Below are 18,734 nucleotides of genomic sequence, written 5' to 3' on the forward strand. Positions count from 1 at the left end.
TTTCCTTAGTTATTCGGATTTTTGTTCAAGACAGCGGTCTGTGTCCGCTCAAGCACGGCATTCGTGATGACGATCAAGCCGGTGAAGAGGAACAACGCTTCAAAGCCGAAGTGACCAGCAATCTGTCCACCAGCCAGTGGTCCGAGGAAATTCCCCATGAACTGCGCGGACTGATTATATCCAAAGATACGTCCTGATGCATTGGCTGGCGTATTCTTCCGGAGCAGTGCCTGTACCGACGGCATCAGTGCTGCTGTCGCAAAACCGATTCCCATCCGTAAGACAATCAACTGACTTGTATCCGTGACGAATGCTTGCGGAATCAAGAAAGCAGCAAAGACGAGTAATGCAAAGAATAAGACACGCTCTGCGCCAATCTTATCGGAGAGACGACCGAGTCGTTGCGCTGCAATCAAGGCCGCGATACCAGGTGCCGAAGCGACGATCCCGGATAGTAACGCCAGACGTTCTGTCCCCGGACTGAGTTCGCGGACGTAGAGCGACAGGATTGGACTGATCGATTGTGCCGCGAACTGAATCAAGAACGTCGTCAAAAAGAGGCTTAAGATGAGTTCCGGATGACGCAGCGACTGGATGATTTCCTTTGCGGACGCCATCTTTTTAACTTCCATTGGGACGAAATCTTCTTTGACTAAGAAGTAGGTCACGAGGAAGGTAATGAAGAGCGGTACGCTCGTAAAGAGAAAAACGGGTCGAAGCCCAACAACGTCGGCGAGGAATCCTCCAATGAGGGGTCCTAGCAATCCACCAGCAATCCCACCGGTCGACAGGGTGCCGAGCGCCCAGCCACTTTTCTCTTTTGGGGTTTGGGAAGCAACGAGTGTGATGCCGGCTGAGATGAATCCGGATACGGCTCCCATGACAAGACGTAAAAAGACGAGTTGATAGACGTCTTGGACGAAACTGATCAAGAACATGACGATCGACATACCGAGACTTGCGCGAAGCAACATCAGCTTACGACCTTTTCGATCGGCAAGACGTCCCCAGATTGGTGAGACGATCGCAGCGACGAGGAATGTAGCACCAAAGGCGATCCCAGACCAGGTCGTAATATCTTGTCGGCTGTCGACACCGAGTTCTTCAATGAATAAAGGCAAAAACGGCAATACGAGACTGAGGGCGGCGGCGGTCAAAAAACTACCAAACCAGACGACGACTAAATTTCTTTTCCACAATGGCATTGTGGCATCACTTCCTTTTAATTGACAATTCGTTTCAATGCAACAACTTTTAATATACACTTCACATTATGAAATGTCTAGGATTTGAACTGTCAAAGTGTAGAACGGGACCTTTGATGCATATAAACTAGCTGACTACGACCGATAGTAAGGTAATCCACACGAAGGAGTGAAAATGAAATGAAACGCTTTTTGATTAGCGTAGTCTGTCTATCGTTACTTCAATTCGGACTACCACTCAAGAGTTCAGCTGCCGTTTCCGTCACTCGTCACACGGTCATCTGGTCCATCCCAGAGGCCAAATCCATTTCAACGAAGATCAATCAGCTGGCAAACAGACAGATGAAACGTGTCTATCTGCATGTCGCTGTCGAGGGTGACCGTACTCTCTACCGAACATTCGTTGAAAAAGCGCACGCTGTCGGCATTGAAGTGTACTTTCTATTCGGACAGCCGCGCTGGATCACAAACGAAGGAACGACAGCTCGACCAAACGTCGAGGATCCGTTAGCCTGGATTTCGACTTATCAGCAAGAAACGATCAGTCATCCGGACGGCATCAGCGTTGATCTCGAACCGTATGCCTTACCGGAATGGGAGACGGACCAACCACGTGTCATCGCCTCCTATGAACGGATCTTACTTGCCTTTCGCGAGAAAGCGTCTGTTGAAGGATTACCGCTGCAACTGTTCCTTCCGTTCTGGTTCCATACCGTACAGGATGAAAGCGGTCGCCCTCTCAGTGAATGGGCAATGGAGCTCGCTGATGAAGTCACGTTGATGAGTTACCGAACTGTCTATGGTGGTGGGAATGGACTTGGTGCCATTACAATGACGGACGCGCTCTATGCCGCAAGCAACAATCACACTTTATCGTATGCGATCGAGTTCACTGAACTTCCTGAGACACCGGACATCACGTTCTATGGCAAGACGCGGACGCAGCTGAATCAGCTCGTCAATCAAACGATGGCCAGTTCACTGCCGCCAAGTGCGATCGTCTATCATGATTTTGAAGCGTACCAAGCGTTCATGCGTAGTACGCAGTGAGCTATCTTCATCTGTCTGCCCCCTTTGCTTTTCATCCGCTTTCCTCAGGCGAGACACAAGCCAGTCTTCACTGTTCGTATAACAGTGAAGCCGGGTCTTGTTTGTCTCTGACAGCGCAAAATCGCGCTTTTCCCTGTAGGAGTCGGATGAAGCACAAGGAGGCACATGATCATTTAGTACCATGGCATTGCATTATGTTTAAAACAAAGGGAGTCCAGTTTCCGATACGTACTTCGGAAACTGGACTCCCTATTGGTTTGATTCATATCGAACGAACTTGTCCATTCTCGACTCCTGCAGGAAAAGAAAGTGCAAGCAGCACTTTCGTCAGGGATAGGTAAGACCCGACAACTCGCATGAAATGCACGCTGTCGCGGCTTACCTCCCGCCTGTGGAAAGCGAGAAGGACAAGACGGTCGTTATAGGAATGAACTTTTACGAGAGATCATATCCTTTACGCTTACACGCTCTTACTTCCCAAGATTGTCGAGCATGATTCCTGTACCGCGCGCGACACATAACATCGGATCTTCTGCGATCAGAACCGGTAGACCGAGTTCTTTTGCAAGCAGTTGATCAATTCCGTCCAGCAACGCGCCCCCACCTGTTAAGATGATGCCACGATCGATGATGTCTGCTGCAAGCTCCGGTGGTGTCTTCTCGAGCACACGCTTCGTTGCTTCGACGATCTCCATCGCTGCTTCCGCTAGCGCATCGTGCATCTCTTCCGATGTCACCGTGATGTTGTGTGGTAAACCCGTCACGAGATTTCGTCCACGAATATCCATCTGCTCACGACGTCCGTCTTCTGATACAGTGGCAACCGTCGTCTTGACTGCTTGTGCCGTCCGTTCTCCGATGATGAGCTTATGTGTCTCCTTGATCGAACGAATGATGTCGTGGTCGAAACGATCTCCTGCGACCTTGATCGTCTCCCCGCATACGATATCACCCATCGAAAGTACGGCAACATCCGTCGTTCCGCCACCGATATCAATGACCATGTGCCCTGCTGGCATCCAAATGTCCATACCGGCACCAACTGCTGCGACCTTCGGCTCGACTTCAAGGAAGACCGTTTTTGCGCCTGACTTTTCACCGGCTTGACGAATTGCTTTCGCTTCAACTGTCGTAATGCTTGCTGGTGTACAGATCAACATCCGGACTCCACCGAACATCTTACGAACTTCAATCTTATCGATGAAATGGCGAAGCATCGCTTCCGTCATTTCGAAATCGGCAATGACACCGTCTTGAAGTGGTCGAATGGCTACGATGTTCCCCGGTGTCCGCCCTACCATCAAATGTGCTTCCGTACCTACCGCATGAATCTTACCTGTTGCCTTATCGATCGCGACGACCGATGGCTCATCGAGGACGATGCCTCTCCCTTTGACATGAATGACGACGTTCGCCGTCCCTAAGTCGATTCCGATATCTCTTGAAAACATCTCGTGTGCTCTCCTTTACCCACTGGCTATTCTTCCAAAATATAGAACGTCGTTTGGACGTCTAACCCATTTATGTATACATACCTTTCAATTCTAGCATATGCCCCCTCATGAAACGACTTTCTTTTTCCCCTTTTCGGATTTCATTGTCGTCATTTTCAAAAGACGACAAAAAAGAGCATTATCCCGCAAAATGGGATGATGCTCTCATATAAGTGCTTAAAGTTTTGTAGCAGCTGTTTCTTCAACGACTGTCGCTTCTTCTGTCACACGTTCTACGTCTGCACCAAGTGCTTGTAACTTCAAGTGGAAGTCAACGTATCCACGGTCGATGTGGTGAAGCGCACCAACGCGTGTTTCGCCTTCAGCGATCAATCCTGCTGTGACGAGTGCCGCACCTGAACGAAGATCCGTTGAAAGAACTTCTGCACCTTGCAACTGGACGCCACCGTTGATGATCGATGAACGACCTTCAATCTTGATGTCAGCGTTCATACGACGGAATTCTTCAACGTGCATGAAGCGGTTTTCGAAGACCGTTTCCGTGATGACTGATGTGCCGCCTGCTTTGAGGACGAGTGCCATCATTTGTGCTTGAACATCTGTCGGGAAGCCTGGGTGTGGCATCGTCTTGACGTCGACTGCTTCGAGTTTCGCTGGACCGACGACACGGAGACCTTCTTCTGTATCCGTGATCTTAACGCCCATCTCTTCCATCTTCGAGATGAGTGGACGAAGGTGTTCGCGCTCTGCGCCAATGACTTCGACGTCACCTTCTGTGATCGCTGCTGCGATCATGAACGTACCTGCTTCGATCCGGTCAGGAATGACATAGTGTGTTGCACCGTGTAATTTCTCGACGCCTTCGATGCGGATCGTTTCTGTACCTGCACCGCGGACTTTTGCGCCCATTGCGTTCAAGAAGTTAGCAAGGTCTACGATTTCTGGTTCTTTTGCGACGTTTTCGATGATTGTCGTTCCTTCTGCGAGTGTCGCGGCCATCATGATGTTTTCTGTTGCACCGACTGATGGGAAGTCGAGGTAGATTTTTGCACCTTGGAGGCGACCGTCGACATGTGCTTCAACGAATCCGTTTCCGATGATCGTTTTTGCGCCCATCGCTTCGAATCCTTTCAAGTGAAGATCGATCGGACGTGATCCGATTGCACATCCACCTGGCATTGCGACACGTGCGCGCCCGAGGCGTGCGAGTAATGGACCCATGACGAGAATCGAAGCTCGCATCTTACGTACGTACTCGAGTGGTGCCTCGTCTTTGAGATTCGGCTCTGCATTGACCGTCACCGTGTTCGCTTCTGCGTCGAATTCGACTTCTGCGTTCAAGTTGCGTAAGACGTTATTGATTGTATAGACGTCTGCTAGACGTGGTACGTTTTGAAGAACTGATTGTCCCTCTGATGCAAGCAATGTCGCGACGAGTGTTTTTAAGACCGCGTTCTTTGCACCTTCTACTTTGACTGTTCCAGCTAATTTACGTCCGCCACGGACAACGATTTTTTCCATTCTCCCTACTCCTCTGCTTCGTTTCTGTTCTAGTATGTTCAATTCGTGATTGGTGAGGATCATAGTTGGAATTCAACGAATGTTAGAAAAGAAACTTCCCTATAGTTGATCTCTTACTACAAAGCCAATACGACGTTTCGATTGTAATGTTAGATGATTGCTAAATGACTGTGTTCCTTCATTGAAAGAGCAGTGTCCTGTTCCATGGTAAAACAAATTACCATTTCAGGGTTTACAATGCAGTTACAAGTTCACCCGATTAAAAACTGAAGACGTTGTGCAAAACCGGCATAATCCAGTAAAAAGCGCGCTACGATGGATCCGAGTGCAATCGCAAGAATCGTTCGTAAGGCTACCGCATGCGGTCCTTTAGGATGTTGCAGGATTTTCTCCCATTTGACTGGTAACAAGGACCACCAAGCGAGCAAAATCGCTACGATATAGACCAGCATACTAACTAACGCACTCACACCAATAGATGTCACTTTCGTTGCACCTCTTCTTCATAGTTTCTTCAACTCTACTATGATTTCACAAAATGAATGATTGCGCAAACAAAAAAGAACACGCTGAATTAATTTTAGCGTATAAAATATATTTATTGAAGATAAATTTGGTCTTCTACTGAAAAAAGGTTGAAGAATTCGTGAAGACGAGGCATATAGTGTACTTTTACATATTTGCAGTATTTTAAACCTGTATCCTTCATCGTGTTGCGAAAACGGTTGCCATTCGAAAAATCATTGATGCGTCGTACAAAAAAAGACCCGATTCCTTAAAGGAAATCGAGCCTTTTCATCAAAATCAATCGCGACCGTAGTCTTTCAAGCTGAGACGGTTAACTGCTCGTTTCAGTGAAAGTTCAGCACGCTTGAATTCGAGTTCTGATAATTTCGTGTCCTGGAGACGACGTTCTGCACGAACCTTCGCAGCTGCAGCACGGTCGTAATCGACCTTGTCTGCTTGCTCCGCAGTTTCCGCAAGAACCGTTACAGTATCCTGGCGCACTTCCATAAAGCCACCGCTGATAGCGATCAACGTGCGTCCGCCATCTTCGTGGCGCAACTTCAAGATGCTGATATCGAGTGGTGTTACGAGTGGGACGTGGTGCGGGAGAACCCCGATCTCACCAGAAATCGTCTTCGCAACGACCATACGGATATCGCCATCATACACTTCGCCATCCGGGGTGACGATATTGACATGAAGTGTGTTCATCTCAAGTCCCCCTTATGCTTTGTCACTTAGACAAGCGCCTTCGCTTTTTCAATCGCATCTTCGATCGGACCGACGAGACGGAATGCTTCTTCCGTTAAGTCATCGTGTTTACCTTCGAGGATTTCTTTGAAGCCGCGGATCGTGTCCTTAACTGGGACGTACGATCCTTTTTGTCCTGTGAACTGCTCAGCTACGTGGAAGTTCTGCGACAAGAAGAACTGGATACGACGCGCACGGTGTACAGTCAATTTGTCGTCTTCTGACAACTCGTCCATACCGAGGATCGCGATGATATCTTGAAGTTCTTTATAACGCTGAAGTGTTTCCTGAACTTGACGTGCAACACCGTAGTGCTCTTCGCCGACGATTTCCGGTGAAAGGGCGCGTGATGTTGAAGCAAGTGGATCCACGGCAGGATAGATCCCCATCTCAGAGAGACGGCGCTCAAGGTTCGTCGTTGCATCTAAGTGAGCAAACGTCGTCGCAGGAGCCGGGTCAGTATAGTCATCGGCTGGTACATAAACCGCTTGGATCGATGTAACCGAACCTTTGTTTGTTGATGTGATTCGCTCTTGGAGCATACCCATCTCTGTTGCGAGTGTTGGCTGGTAACCAACGGCAGATGGCATACGACCGAGAAGGGCCGATACCTCAGAACCCGCTTGTGTGTAACGGAAGATGTTATCAACGAAGAGAAGAACGTCTTGTCCTTGCTCATCACGGAAGTATTCTGCCATTGTCAAACCAGTCAAGGCAACACGAAGACGTGCACCCGGTGGTTCGTTCATCTGACCGAAGACCATCGCTGTTTGTTTGATAACGCCTGAATCCGTCATCTCGTGGAACAAGTCATTTCCTTCACGCGTCCGCTCACCAACACCTGCGAATACCGAGATACCGCTGTGCTCTTGTGCGATGTTGTTGATCAATTCCTGGATGAGGACGGTCTTACCTACACCGGCACCACCGAAGAGACCGATCTTACCACCCTTGATGTAAGGAGCGAGCAAGTCGACGACTTTAATTCCAGTCTCGAGGATTTCAACTTTCGTTGAAAGGTTATCGAAAGTCGGTGCTTTTTTGTGGATCGGAAGACGTTCCACGTCAGCAGCGATTTCTTTTTCATCAATTGGGTTACCGAGTACGTTGAAGACGCGACCAAGTGTCGCTTCTCCGACGGGTACCGAGATTGGAGCATTCGTATCGATTACTTCAATTCCACGGCGTACTCCATCCGTTGAGTCCATCGCAATGGTACGGACGACGTCGTCACCAAGGTGCAGGGCGACCTCAAGCGTCAAGTCGATAGCCACTTCTTCTACAGTTTGCGGCGTATATTGAATACGAAGCGCGTTGTAGATGTTCGGTAAGTGTCCTTCGAACTTAACGTCGATGACAGGTCCCATGACCGCGACGACGCGGCCTTTTAAACCGAGTTCGTTCATCGTGTTTCCTCCTACCTATCGTTACGTCAGTCGGGATTACTGCTGCGCAGCAGCCCCACTGACGATCTCTGTGATTTCTTGCGTGATTGCAGCTTGTCGAGCTCGGTTGTAGACGAGAGTCAATCGACCGATCAAGTCATCTGCGTTATCTGTCGCACTTTGCATTGCTGTCATACGTGACGCATGTTCTGCTACTTTCGCGTCAAGAAGCGCACCGAAGATCAAGCTCTCCGCATAACGCGGGAGGAGTTCAGCAAGGATTTGTTCCTCGCTTGGCTCGTACTCATAAGTCGTCGAAGACGAAGCTTCGATTTCTCCGAGTGGGAGAAGAGTTTCGACTTTCACTTCTTGGCTGATGACAGATAAGAAGTGGTTGTAGCACAGCTTGAGCTCGTCGATTTCGCCAAGCGTGAACGCACTCACTGTGCGCTTCACGATTTCAGCGACGTCGACATACGAAGGAGAATCGTTCAAACCTGTGATCGCATCCGTGACCGTGATTCCGCGTGAACGGAAGAACTGGACACCAACTTTACCGACCACGAAGAGAACGTAACTGTCCGCAGTATGCTTTTCTTTGATTTCCCGGTAGACTTCACGCAGCACGTTGGCGTTATATGCACCAGCTAAGCCGCGATCCGATGTGATGACGATGTAGCCCGTCTTTTGGACGGGACGTTTCTCGAGCATCGGATGGCTCGCACCTGTCGTGCCATTCGCAATGGTTCCGAGTACCTCTTGCATTTTCAGCATGTAAGGTTGGAACTTCGCGCTATGTGCTTGAGCGCGGTTCAGTTTCGACGCCGAAACCATGTTCATCGCTTTCGTGATCTGTTTCGTACTTTTCGTCGAGTTGATCCGCGTTTGTATCTCGCGCAACGATGCCATTTCGATTCACCACCTTGTTAGTATCAAGAGCGTTCCGTCGGATTAAACCGTCGCTTGGAACGTTTTCTTAAATTCTGAGATTGCTGCTACGATCTCTTCGTCTGCTGGAAGGTTACCTGTCTTACGGATCTCATCGCAAAGTTGTTTGCGGTTTTGATCGAGCCAGAGGTTGAGTTCCTTTTCAAAACGACGAATATCCGTTACAGCAACATCATCAAGGTGACCACGAGTCAAGGCATAGATGATGATGACTTGCTTATCGACAGTAAGTGGTTGGTTCAAGTCTTGTTTCAAGACTTCAACTGTCCGCTCACCACGGTTAAGCTTCGATTGAGTCGCTTTATCAAGGTCAGATCCGAACTGAGCGAATGCTTCAAGCTCACGGTAAGATGCGAGGTCAAGACGGAGCGTACCCGCTACCTTCTTCATCGCTTTTACTTGAGCCGAACCACCTACACGCGATACCGAGAGACCCGGGTTGATCGCGGGACGGACACCTGAGAAGAAGAGATCCGATTGAAGGAAGATTTGACCATCCGTGATCGAGATAACGTTCGTCGGGATGTAAGCTGAGATATCCGACGCTTGTGTTTCGATGAACGGAAGGGCAGTCAAGCTACCTGCGCCAAGCTCGTCGTTCAACTTCGCCGCACGCTCAAGAAGGCGTGAGTGGAGGTAGAAGACATCCCCTGGGTAAGCTTCGCGGCCTGGTGGGCGTTTCAAGAGAAGTGAAAGCTCACGGTAAGCAGCTGCTTGTTTTGAAAGATCATCATAGATGACAAGAACGTGTTTGCCTTGGTCCATGAAGTGTTCACCCATCGCGACACCTGCGAATGGTGCGAGGTAAAGAAGTGGAGCTGGCTGTGAAGCCGCTGCCGAAACGACGATCGTGTAATCGAGGGCACCGTTTTTACGGAGCGTCTCGACGACGCCACGGACTGTTGATTCTTTTTGTCCGATTGCGACGTAGATACAGATCATGTTTTCTTCTTTTTGGTTGATGATCGTATCGATTGCGATCGACGTTTTACCCGTCTGACGGTCACCGATGATCAACTCACGCTGTCCACGACCGATTGGAACGAGGGCATCGATCGCCTTGATTCCTGTCTGAAGTGGCTCGTGTACCGATTTACGCGCCATGACGCCAGACGCCTTACGCTCGATCGGGTTGTAGTGTTCTGTTTCGATTGGACCAAGACCATCGATTGGCATACCGAGTGGGTTGACGACACGTCCGAGGAGTGCGTCTCCTGTTGGTACTTCCATGATGCGGCCCGTACGGCGAACAGAGTCGCCTTCTTTGATTTCAAGGTAGTCACCGAGGATGATGATACCGACGTTGCCTTCTTCTAAGTTTTGCGCCAAGCCCATTGTGCCGTTAGCGAATTCTACGAGCTCTCCCGACATGACGTTGTCGAGTCCGTGTGCACGAGCGATACCATCACCGATTTGGATGACCGTACCTGTCTCGTTCACTTCCATCGTAGAACCGTACTGCGCGATACGCGCTTTAAGCAGGGCGCTGATTTCTTCAGCTCTAATGCTCATGCGTTTCACCCCTATTTTCTTACGCTTTTAACAGCTCACGCTCAAGGCGCGTTAGTTTAGTTTCGATCGTACCGTCATATGTCGTGTAACCGATTTGAACGCGAAGTCCTCCGATGACACCCGTGTCGACGACGTTCTCGACTTCAAGCGTTTTACCTGATTTTTGGCCAAACGTCTCTTTCACTTTCGTGAGTTCCTCGTCTGACAATTTGTATGCACTCGTGACGATTGCCGTCGCGACATTGCGGTGTTCATTCAACAATGCAATGAAGTGTTCCGGTAATGTAACGATCTCTGCCGCCCGGTCGTTTTCGACCATGACGAGCAATGTGTTCAAGACGATCGAGTTGAAGCCAGTGAAGCTTGTTTGAAGAACTTGCTTGAGCTCTTCAGCAGAAATCGATGGGTTATCTAAAACCGAAGCGAGCTCTGGTGTTGCGTGGAGCACTTCGCCGAGCGTCCGCACATCAGCTTCTGCTTGCTCGAGCACATGGTGCTCAAGCGCAAGATCGAAGAGCGCTTTTGCGTAGCGTCCCGCTACGTGATCACGCATTAGTTCGTGCCCTTAGTATCAGCAAGGAATTGATCGACGAGTGCTTTTTGAGCGGCTTCGTCTGTCGCAAGCTGTGTTTTCATGACGTGGCGTGCTGCAGCGATTGCTTGAAGAGCGACATCGTTCTTCAAAGCAGCTTGTGCTTCAGCGCGTTCACGTTCGATCGCACGGCGAGCTTCTTCCTTACTCATTTCGGATTCAAGACGTGCCTGCTCCATCGCACGTGCTTGCTCTGCTTCTGCCTGACGGCGTGATGCTTCTAAAAGATCGCGTGCTTCCGTACGCGCCTTGTTTAATTCTTCGCGTTGTTGTTCTACGTAGACTTCAGCGTCTTTACGGCTCTTTTCAGCCGAGTTGATCTCGCTAGCCACATGCTCTTCCCGCGCTTTCATCATGTTGACGAGCGGGCCCCATGCGAATTTCTTCAAGAGGATGAGGAGCAAGAGGAAAACGACGATCGTGACGATCATGTTGGCTAGTAAGAGTTGGTTGCCTTCGCCGCCAGCCTCTGCCGCAAGATACGTTAGATTCATTCGATTACACTCCCCTCGTGGTTGGTTCAACTTCAATATCTACATAAGGGAGCCTAAGCTCCCGTGACGGTTCACTCAAACGTTGAACGAATAGCGCCCTATGTAGTCCGTTCTCGTTAATCGTGGATTAAGAGTTGAGAAGAAGGAAACCGACCGCTACACCGATGATTGGAAGTGCCTCAACAAGACCGATACCGATGAACATTGTTTGACGAAGTTCGTTTTTGAGTTCTGGCTGACGTGCTTGACCTAATACTGTACCGTTTACGATAAGACCGTTACCGATACCTGCGCCGAGTGCGCCGAGTCCGATGATGATCGCTGTTGCAATAAGATTCATGATAAATTGCCTCCCTAGAGTATGTTCATTGATTTGTCGTGCTGTTATCGGAAAAGCGGATGCTTTACCTTCGAATTAATGGTCGTGCGCTGCCTTATGTCCGATGTAAACCATCGTCAAGATAAGGAAGATGTACGCTTGGATACCACCGATGAAGAGTGAGAATCCTTGCCAGATCAACATCGGGATACCCGAGATGATCGCGCCGATTGGTCCGAGGAACTGGAAATCGTTCGTACCAGAGACGATACCGATCGAAAGAATGATTCCGATCATGATTTCACCAGCGAAGATGTTTCCGTAAAGACGAAGACCGAGCGTCAACGTGTTTGCAAACTCCTCGATGATGGTAATGATAAACATCGGCGTCATGAATGTTTTCGCATAAGCGCCGAAGCCTCGCATCTTCACACCGTAGTAATGACTTAAGACTACTACGAGAGATGAAAGTGCCAGTGTCACGTAAGGATCTGCAGTTGGTGAGTTGAACCAAATGTAGTGTCCCGTCACGACGTTGAATGGGAGACCCATGATGTTGGACACAAGGATGAACAGGAATAATGTCATTCCGAACGTAAGGAAGCGACCCCCTGTTTTCCAGTCCATCGTGCTGCTGATGATTCCGCGAACGAATTCAAGGAACATCTCCATCACGTTTTGAGCACCGGTTGGCTTCATCACAAGACGTCGCGTACCGGCCACGGCAATCAAGAAGACGAGAGCAGCAGCAATCAATACTGTGATCAAGTTCGTCCAGCTACCGTACAGAACGAAGTCACCCCAGAGTGGGATTTCGTAAAGTGGCATTTCGTGGTTCATTTGACTATTCACCTCTTTTCCCGCTTGAGTTCGTGAGTCAAGAACTCACAAAATTGTATGACGTGGCCGGCGAGAAGGCCTATTACCACCGCAGTTAATGACAATTCAGTTTGATATTTCAAACCGATCATCACACAAAGTACCGCGACCGCCATGCGTGAAACGGTCCCTCGAGACACTGGCTTGCGACCCGTCTCGATTACACGATACATCCGATCGACGCTAAGTCGTTGAAGCGTCAAGATCAGAAAGCTGCCAGTTCCACCAAGTGCTAGTCCATAGATGACTGGGTCACTCGGGCGTCCGATGAGCAGCAGGACAGCCAGGATTCCGTAAAAGAGTCCAAACCATCGTAAGTACGCACGATACAACGCATCTTGAAGGATGATGTTCATGTCTTCTCCCCTAACAAGTGCCTGATCATGGCGATCATGCAAAGAATGCCGATGAAAATCCCGATGAACACGGCGAACGTCGCACCCATTTTTTCCCACCATTGTTGTTGTTCCCCATAGTTCCCAACCAAAAAGCCAATGACGATCGGTGCAGCCAGTGCCGTCGAAATTTGCGAGGCCATGACCATACTCTTCGCGAGCCCACTTTGGCGCACTAGAGACGACCCCCTTTTTTCCCAATTGTGAGTTCTTTTTCTTTCCCACAATTTGCGGATTTTCATACTAGTCAAGAATACAATGAAGCAGCTTTCATAGTCAAATGAATTCACAATAAAAACAGAGCCGAAAAACCTATACATATCAACGATTGATAAGGTTTTCACAGATGTCTTCCATGCAAGTCATTTCACGAAGATGTGAAGAAAATATGTAGTACTATCAACGGTTAAAGAGATTGTTCATATGGTGAACAAAACCGTTGAATAGTAACGTTATATCGTGCCCGTTAAAGCGAAACAAGACCTCTAAAATTGATTTGTGTCGATTTTGTGAAAAAACATTTTTTGTTCACAATTGAAAACGCTTCCGAATCGGGACATAAAAACAGCTCTGACATCTGTTTGTAACAATACATTTCAGCGATTTCCATTTTTTCAATCGTGCGGTACGTCACAGCTTGAATCGTCATCGTTTCCTTTCCAGTTTCAAGGTCATCTGGTTTTACATTTTCTAAACAAATGGGCTGAATTTAGCGGAAATGGTAAGATTTAAAGATATTATTCCTATAAACTAAAACCTTTTGCCGTCATAGATGTACTAAAACAAAAAAGAATCGCTTATTTCACGCGACTCCTACAGGAAAAAGCACAAGTCTTTGTGCTGTCAGAGACAAGTGAGACCCGACTTCCTCGTCTAAGGACGATGGAGACGCGGCTCACGTCTCGCCTGAGGAAAGCAAGTGAATGTAAGCGATTCGGAGGGTGATCGTCGTTTCTTATTGTGTGAGTAACGGTGCCGGAGCTTCCCCTTGACCGAAGTGATGCAGGATTGCTTGGACGATGCGTTCGGACGCATGACCATCGCCATACGGATTCGAGGCATGCGCCATCTCTTGATAAAGTGTTTCGTTCGTCAAAAGTTCCGTTGCCATCTGATAAATCGTCTCTTCTTCCGTACCGGCAAGCTTCAACGTTCCGGCAGCAATCCCTTCTGGACGCTCCGTCGTGTCGCGTAAGACAAGCACAGGTACACCAAGCGACGGTGCTTCTTCCTGTACGCCACCTGAATCAGTCAGGATTAAATGCGCACGGCTCGCGAAGTTATGGAAATCAAACACATCGAGTGGGGCGATCAGAGAAATTCGATCATGCCCTTCAAAGACCGTCTTCGCAGCTTCTTGAACGACCGGATTGAGGTGAACCGGATAGACGACATGCGTATCCGGGAACGCATCGACGAGGCGACGAATCGCCCGGAACATCTGATGCATCTTCTCGCCTTGGTTCTCACGACGATGTGCCGTCATCAGGATCAGCTTCCGGTCCCCGACCGTCTCAAGCATCGGATGGACATAATCGGTTTGAACGGTCGTCTGCAGAGCATCGATTGCCGTATTCCCCGTGATGTAGACACCAGCGTGACGGTTCTCGGATGCGAGATTCGCTGCTGCTTGTGCTGTCGGAGCAAAATGTAAGTCCGCGAGCGTCGACGTCAACTGACGATTGACCTCTTCCGGGAACGGCGAGTATTTATTATACGTGCGCAGTCCCGCCTCGACGTGACCGACTGCGATCTGATTGTAATAGGCAGCCAGGCTTCCGACGAACGTCGTCGTCGTATCCCCATGAACGAGGACAAGATCTGGCTTGATCTCCTTCATAATCGCATCGAGTCCCTCGAGACCACGCGTCGTAATATCAACAAGTGTCTGACGTTGCTTCATGATATTTAAATCATGATCCGGTTGGATTTCGAATAAATCGAGCACTTGATCGAGCATCTCGCGGTGCTGGGCAGTGATCGTAACATGAACATCAAAAGCAGGGTGTTGCTTCAGGGCATTGACGAGCGGTGCCATCTTGATGGCTTCCGGTCGTGTCCCGAAAATCGGCATGACTGTAATCGGCATGGTGACTTCCTCCTTTTTTCCTTTTTTCATTAAAGCATACTTCAGCAGTCTTGCGCAGTTTACGAAATAGCAACGAAAAGACCGCAGATCATCGTCTGCGGTCTTTTTGTGTAGCTTGCTGTTTTTTACTTCGTTCCGAAGAGACGGTCTCCTGCATCACCGAGTCCTGGGACGATATATCCGTGGTCGTCCAACTTCTCGTCGAGTGCCGCGAGATAGATGTCGACATCCGGGTGTTCTTCTTGAACGCGTTTGACGCCTTCAGGTGCTGCACAGAGACATGCGAGCTTGATGCTCTTTGCCCCTTGTTTCTTTAAGGAGGAGATGGCGTCTGCCGCCGAACCACCTGTCGCAAGCATCGGGTCAACGACGACGAAATCACGTTCTGCGACGTCTGTTGGGAGCTTGAGGTAGTATTCCGTTGGCTCGAGTGTCTCTGGGTCACGGTACAAACCGATGTGACCGACTTTGACGTTCGGCATCATGCGGAGCATGCCGTCGACCATACCGAGACCGGCGCGGAGAATCGGGACGATCCCGAGTTTCTTGCCTTCGATCATCTTTTGCGTCGTCTTCGTGACCGGTGTCTCGATCGCGACATCTGTGAGTGGAAGGTCACGTGTGATTTCATATGCCATCAATGAAGCCACCTCGTCGACAAGTTCCCGGAATTGTTTCGTTCCTGTTTCGACTTTACGCATGATCGTCATCTTGTGCTGAATCAATGGGTGATCAAATACATGTACTTTACTCATTGTTTGCATCTCCTCTCCATTCTCTTTTCGCATTGTACTCTAAAAACGTACTGCTTGGGAACTGTTTTTTCGTCAGTTTCCGAGCGTACTCTTCCCTGATAGAATTGCTTTTGCGGCGTAAGACCATTCATTGTCCGGTTGTTTCGCGAGTTCTTGCAAGGTCGCACGATAATCACCTTTTTTATATTTTTGTTCATAGACCGCTTGCATCCAGAGGACGTCACTCATGTATCCGGACTTCGGGAAATCTTTCCGATAGGCAATATAATCCGCCTGTGTCGTCTGCTTGAGCTTTCCGACAGCGATCAACTTATAGAAGCGTGCCATACCTGCTGTCTCTTTGTTCGTCAAGACGGATCCGGTCAAGACACTGTCTGCTCGTTTGTAGTCTTTCGCCTGAACAGCAGCAACCCCTTGCTCGAGTGCTTCTTTCGGAGGTAGTTGCGTCTGCTTTGTTTCGGAAGAAGTCTCCTTCTTCTCTGGCTTAATCGCTTTCGCTTTTTCTTGCTCACTTGCCAGCTGCTCGTTTTTTTCTTTTAACTGTTCGACTTCCGTTTGCAGCGCTGCGAGTTGTTGCTCGACCTCTGTTTGTTTCGTTGCGACTGGTGTTGCGGGTTCGCTATCCAACTGTGTCCAGACGAGAACGAGAGAGACGACAGCAACGGCTCCACCAATCCACCATGGATTCAGTTTTCCGAGTCGCTTCCAGTCTTTCAATTGCGGATGATTCTGAACCGTCATGGGAAAGGATGCCAATCGCTTCTGGGCAAGACGCTTCCCACCTGCTTTTCCTGCGATCGCCAGGCGATAACGATAGACTTCTGCTGGCATCGGTAAGATCTTCCACTGTTCAAAACGAGCATCTGCCTGTTCATAAAATCCTGCCTGTTGCATGATGACGATTGCTTTGAAATCTTCGAGCATCCGGTAATATTCCCGGCGCTCGTGGCTTTTATGGGTGAACCATTCTGTCAGGCGTTCCGTTTGAATGGCTTGAAGTTCTGATTGGATCAAGGTTGATAAGTTCACATTTATTTCCACCTTTATCTTTTTTTACTACGGTTAAGTATAGCAAAGATAACGCTTCCGCAAATGGTTCGTTTCCCCTATCTTCTTGACGAAGCATTGAAAAAAACCTCTTGTTTTCGTACGTCGATGTACGAAAACAAGAGGATGAATCGTTTAACGATGAGAATAGGATCGGGATGCTGTTGCTTCCGTGATCCGCCCATCTTCAATCCGCCAAATCCGGTCACAGACGTCAAGCATCCGTTCGTCATGCGTGATGACGATGACGGTCTTGTTCGACTCATGCGCTTGTTGTTGCAACAGCTCCATCACCCGGCGACCATTCGGATAATCGAGACTTGCCGTCGGTTCATCCGCGAGTACAAGTCGTGGTTCATTGACGAAGGCCCGGGCAATCGCGACACGTTGTCGTTCGCCACCTGATAAGGCGTGCGGCAAATGGTCTTTCCGGTGCTCGAGTCCGAACACGGCGAGCGCCGCCGTCGCGTCAACCGTCCGTCCAGCCTCCTTTGCGACCAATTCGAGTTGCTCTCCTGCTGTCAAAAATGGTACGAGATGCGATTCTTGAAAGATGAACCCGACTTCCTCGAGACGCAAACGACGACGTTCTTCGTCCGCTGCTTCACTGACGCACGTATCATCAAAGTAGACGGCACCGTTCGTTGGTGTCTGTAACAATCCAAGCAACTGGAGCAATGTACTTTTCCCGCTACCACTTGGTCCGACGAGGGCAATCAACTCACCCGCTTCTGCTTGTAAGTTGATGTCATGTAGAACCGTCATCTCACCATAACTTTGCTCAATCTGATTTAATCGAATCATCCGTTCATTCCTCCCATCGCATCTGCCGCTTCGAGTTTCTTGACCATCCGTAACGGAACGAGCGCACCGAGGATTGCCGTTACGAGTAAAATGCCGCCGTACATCAGACTAGTCGACCATTCAAAACGGAATGGAAGATCCGCCGGTAAGAAACGACTTGTTAAATAGGTGATGGCGACGCTGACAGCAAAGGCGAGGCTCGTCAAGAGGATGACTTGTACGAGTAGACTCGCACCCATCGTCCGGGTCCGGGTGCCGATTGCCTTCAAGACACCGAGCTGTTTCATCTTTTGCATCGTCAAAATATAGAAGAAGGCAGTCAGAATCAATGCCCCGATGACGACGAGTGCGACCCGCATCATCTGGAAGGAGTTTTGCTCCGCTGCATAGCCTGGTACGTTCTCAACGACTGCTTGTTTTGAGAAGACGGCTTGATCCGTTTGCAACGACTGACCGATATACGCTGAGACGTATGATGCCCCCATCTTCGATTGCCATGCTTGCCACGATTCATCCGTCATCCAAAGGACCGGTGCGTGACTATAACGTCCGTCCGTTACTGTACCGGCAATTCGGAACGTCTCTTTCGTCCGAAAATCCGTAATCGTATCGCCAACACGGGTTCCGCGTTGCTCCGCGTACGCAGCATCAACGAGAACTTCACCTTTTTGCAATGATTGCAACTGTTTTGGACCATAATTCGTCGTCTCTGGTAACGCAAAGACCGTCACATCATCCTTCGTTCCATTCTTCTTCTCAAGCACCATGTTCTGGACACCGAGTGCTTCCGCGCCCTTTGGTGTCTCGTCCGCCTGTAAGAACGAACGCGTCAGCTGTCCTTCTGCATCTTTGCTCAGCGCAAACTGCTCGACCGGTAGATTCCGGACGGCAGCCCCATTGTCGTAGGCCAGCCCGTCCGCAAGACCGGTGATCATCAAAATCAATAAGACGATCAACATCGTCACGATCGTCATCCAACTGAATCGTCCTTTCATTCGGACGAGTTCTTTCCATCCTAACTTCATCGC

General features: G+C 49.3%; 20 protein-coding genes. 1 reads left to right on the top strand and 19 read right to left on the bottom strand.

All coding sequences use genetic code 11. The features are described from left to right. Window positions 1–5: 5 nt before the first annotated feature. Window positions 6–1,205, bottom strand: a complete 1,200-nt coding sequence (locus KNQ11_RS10845) for a multidrug efflux MFS transporter (RefSeq protein ID WP_214771678.1) — start codon at window positions 1,203–1,205, stop codon at window positions 6–8. A gap of 180 nt (window positions 1,206–1,385) precedes the next feature. On the opposite strand from KNQ11_RS10845, the gene KNQ11_RS10850 reads away from it, so the two are divergent. Then, complete coding sequence (locus KNQ11_RS10850) at window positions 1,386–2,255, top strand: hypothetical protein (RefSeq protein ID WP_214771681.1); 870 nt, start codon at window positions 1,386–1,388, stop codon at window positions 2,253–2,255. A 470-nt stretch (window positions 2,256–2,725) separates the two neighbouring features. On the opposite strand, the gene mreB is transcribed toward KNQ11_RS10850, so the two are convergent. From mreB to KNQ11_RS10940, 18 genes are all read right to left on the bottom strand, one after another. Then, the gene (gene mreB / locus KNQ11_RS10855) at window positions 2,726–3,706 is read right to left on the bottom strand and encodes a rod shape-determining protein MreB (RefSeq protein WP_149427919.1); all 981 of its coding nucleotides are present in this window, start codon (window positions 3,704–3,706) and stop codon (window positions 2,726–2,728) included. 219 nt (window positions 3,707–3,925) lie between these two features. Continuing rightward, window positions 3,926–5,230, bottom strand: coding sequence for a UDP-N-acetylglucosamine 1-carboxyvinyltransferase (murA, locus tag KNQ11_RS10860; protein ID WP_214771697.1), 1,305 nt, complete (start codon window positions 5,228–5,230; stop codon window positions 3,926–3,928). 251 nt (window positions 5,231–5,481) lie between these two features. Beyond that, window positions 5,482–5,682, bottom strand: coding sequence for a DUF1146 domain-containing protein (locus tag KNQ11_RS10865; protein WP_230088486.1), 201 nt, complete (start codon window positions 5,680–5,682; stop codon window positions 5,482–5,484). A 352-nt stretch (window positions 5,683–6,034) separates the two neighbouring features. Then, window positions 6,035–6,448 (bottom strand): F0F1 ATP synthase subunit epsilon, encoded by a 414-nt coding sequence (locus KNQ11_RS10870; RefSeq protein ID WP_023469493.1) that lies wholly within the window; start codon window positions 6,446–6,448, stop codon window positions 6,035–6,037. A 26-nt stretch (window positions 6,449–6,474) separates the two neighbouring features. Continuing rightward, window positions 6,475–7,893 (bottom strand): F0F1 ATP synthase subunit beta, encoded by a 1,419-nt coding sequence (gene atpD / locus KNQ11_RS10875; RefSeq protein ID WP_029342738.1) that lies wholly within the window; start codon window positions 7,891–7,893, stop codon window positions 6,475–6,477. Between the two features lie 36 nt (window positions 7,894–7,929). Next, window positions 7,930–8,781, bottom strand: coding sequence for an ATP synthase F1 subunit gamma (gene atpG / locus KNQ11_RS10880; RefSeq protein WP_029342739.1), 852 nt, complete (start codon window positions 8,779–8,781; stop codon window positions 7,930–7,932). Between the two features lie 42 nt (window positions 8,782–8,823). Next, window positions 8,824–10,332, bottom strand: a complete 1,509-nt coding sequence (gene atpA, locus KNQ11_RS10885; protein WP_023469496.1) for a F0F1 ATP synthase subunit alpha — start codon at window positions 10,330–10,332, stop codon at window positions 8,824–8,826. 19 nt (window positions 10,333–10,351) lie between these two features. Next, window positions 10,352–10,885, bottom strand: a complete 534-nt coding sequence (locus tag KNQ11_RS10890) for a F0F1 ATP synthase subunit delta (protein ID WP_035410623.1) — start codon at window positions 10,883–10,885, stop codon at window positions 10,352–10,354. Next, window positions 10,885–11,418: a F0F1 ATP synthase subunit B gene (gene atpF / locus KNQ11_RS10895; RefSeq protein ID WP_023469498.1), complete on the bottom strand. Its 534-nt coding sequence runs from the start codon at window positions 11,416–11,418 to the stop codon at window positions 10,885–10,887. The genes KNQ11_RS10890 and atpF overlap by 1 nt, the downstream gene beginning before the upstream one ends. A 127-nt stretch (window positions 11,419–11,545) precedes the next feature. Next, window positions 11,546–11,758 carry a F0F1 ATP synthase subunit C gene (atpE, locus tag KNQ11_RS10900; protein WP_023469499.1) on the bottom strand — a complete coding sequence of 71 codons (213 nt, stop codon included), beginning with the start codon at window positions 11,756–11,758 and terminating at the stop codon, window positions 11,546–11,548. Window positions 11,759–11,833: 75 nt separating this feature from the next. Further along, the gene (gene atpB, locus KNQ11_RS10905; RefSeq protein ID WP_029342742.1) at window positions 11,834–12,577 is read right to left on the bottom strand and encodes a F0F1 ATP synthase subunit A; all 744 of its coding nucleotides are present in this window, start codon (window positions 12,575–12,577) and stop codon (window positions 11,834–11,836) included. A gap of 8 nt (window positions 12,578–12,585) precedes the next feature. After that, window positions 12,586–12,972 (bottom strand): ATP synthase subunit I, encoded by a 387-nt coding sequence (locus KNQ11_RS10910; protein ID WP_023469501.1) that lies wholly within the window; start codon window positions 12,970–12,972, stop codon window positions 12,586–12,588. Then, complete coding sequence (locus KNQ11_RS10915) at window positions 12,969–13,187, bottom strand: AtpZ/AtpI family protein (RefSeq protein WP_023469502.1); 219 nt, start codon at window positions 13,185–13,187, stop codon at window positions 12,969–12,971. The genes KNQ11_RS10910 and KNQ11_RS10915 overlap by 4 nt, the downstream gene beginning before the upstream one ends. Before the next feature lie 779 nt (window positions 13,188–13,966). After that, window positions 13,967–15,100, bottom strand: coding sequence for a non-hydrolyzing UDP-N-acetylglucosamine 2-epimerase (wecB, locus tag KNQ11_RS10920; RefSeq protein ID WP_214724159.1), 1,134 nt, complete (start codon window positions 15,098–15,100; stop codon window positions 13,967–13,969). A gap of 125 nt (window positions 15,101–15,225) precedes the next feature. Continuing rightward, window positions 15,226–15,855, bottom strand: coding sequence for a uracil phosphoribosyltransferase (gene upp, locus KNQ11_RS10925; protein WP_029342745.1), 630 nt, complete (start codon window positions 15,853–15,855; stop codon window positions 15,226–15,228). Between the two features lie 72 nt (window positions 15,856–15,927). After that, the gene (locus KNQ11_RS10930; RefSeq protein ID WP_214771700.1) at window positions 15,928–16,884 is read right to left on the bottom strand and encodes a hypothetical protein; all 957 of its coding nucleotides are present in this window, start codon (window positions 16,882–16,884) and stop codon (window positions 15,928–15,930) included. A gap of 153 nt (window positions 16,885–17,037) precedes the next feature. Next, a complete protein-coding gene (locus tag KNQ11_RS10935) occupies window positions 17,038–17,706 on the bottom strand; it encodes an ABC transporter ATP-binding protein (RefSeq protein WP_214771703.1) in 669 nt (222 codons plus the stop codon). Further along, window positions 17,703–18,731 (bottom strand): ABC transporter permease, encoded by a 1,029-nt coding sequence (locus KNQ11_RS10940; protein ID WP_214771706.1) that lies wholly within the window; start codon window positions 18,729–18,731, stop codon window positions 17,703–17,705. Before KNQ11_RS10940 ends, KNQ11_RS10935 begins: the two co-directional genes overlap by 4 nt. Between the last annotated feature and the right edge of the window lie 3 nt (window positions 18,732–18,734).

The sequence above is a fragment of the Exiguobacterium sp. s39 genome (assembly GCF_018618925.1).
Lineage (GTDB): Bacteria > Bacillota > Bacilli > Exiguobacteriales > Exiguobacteriaceae > Exiguobacterium_A > Exiguobacterium_A abrahamii.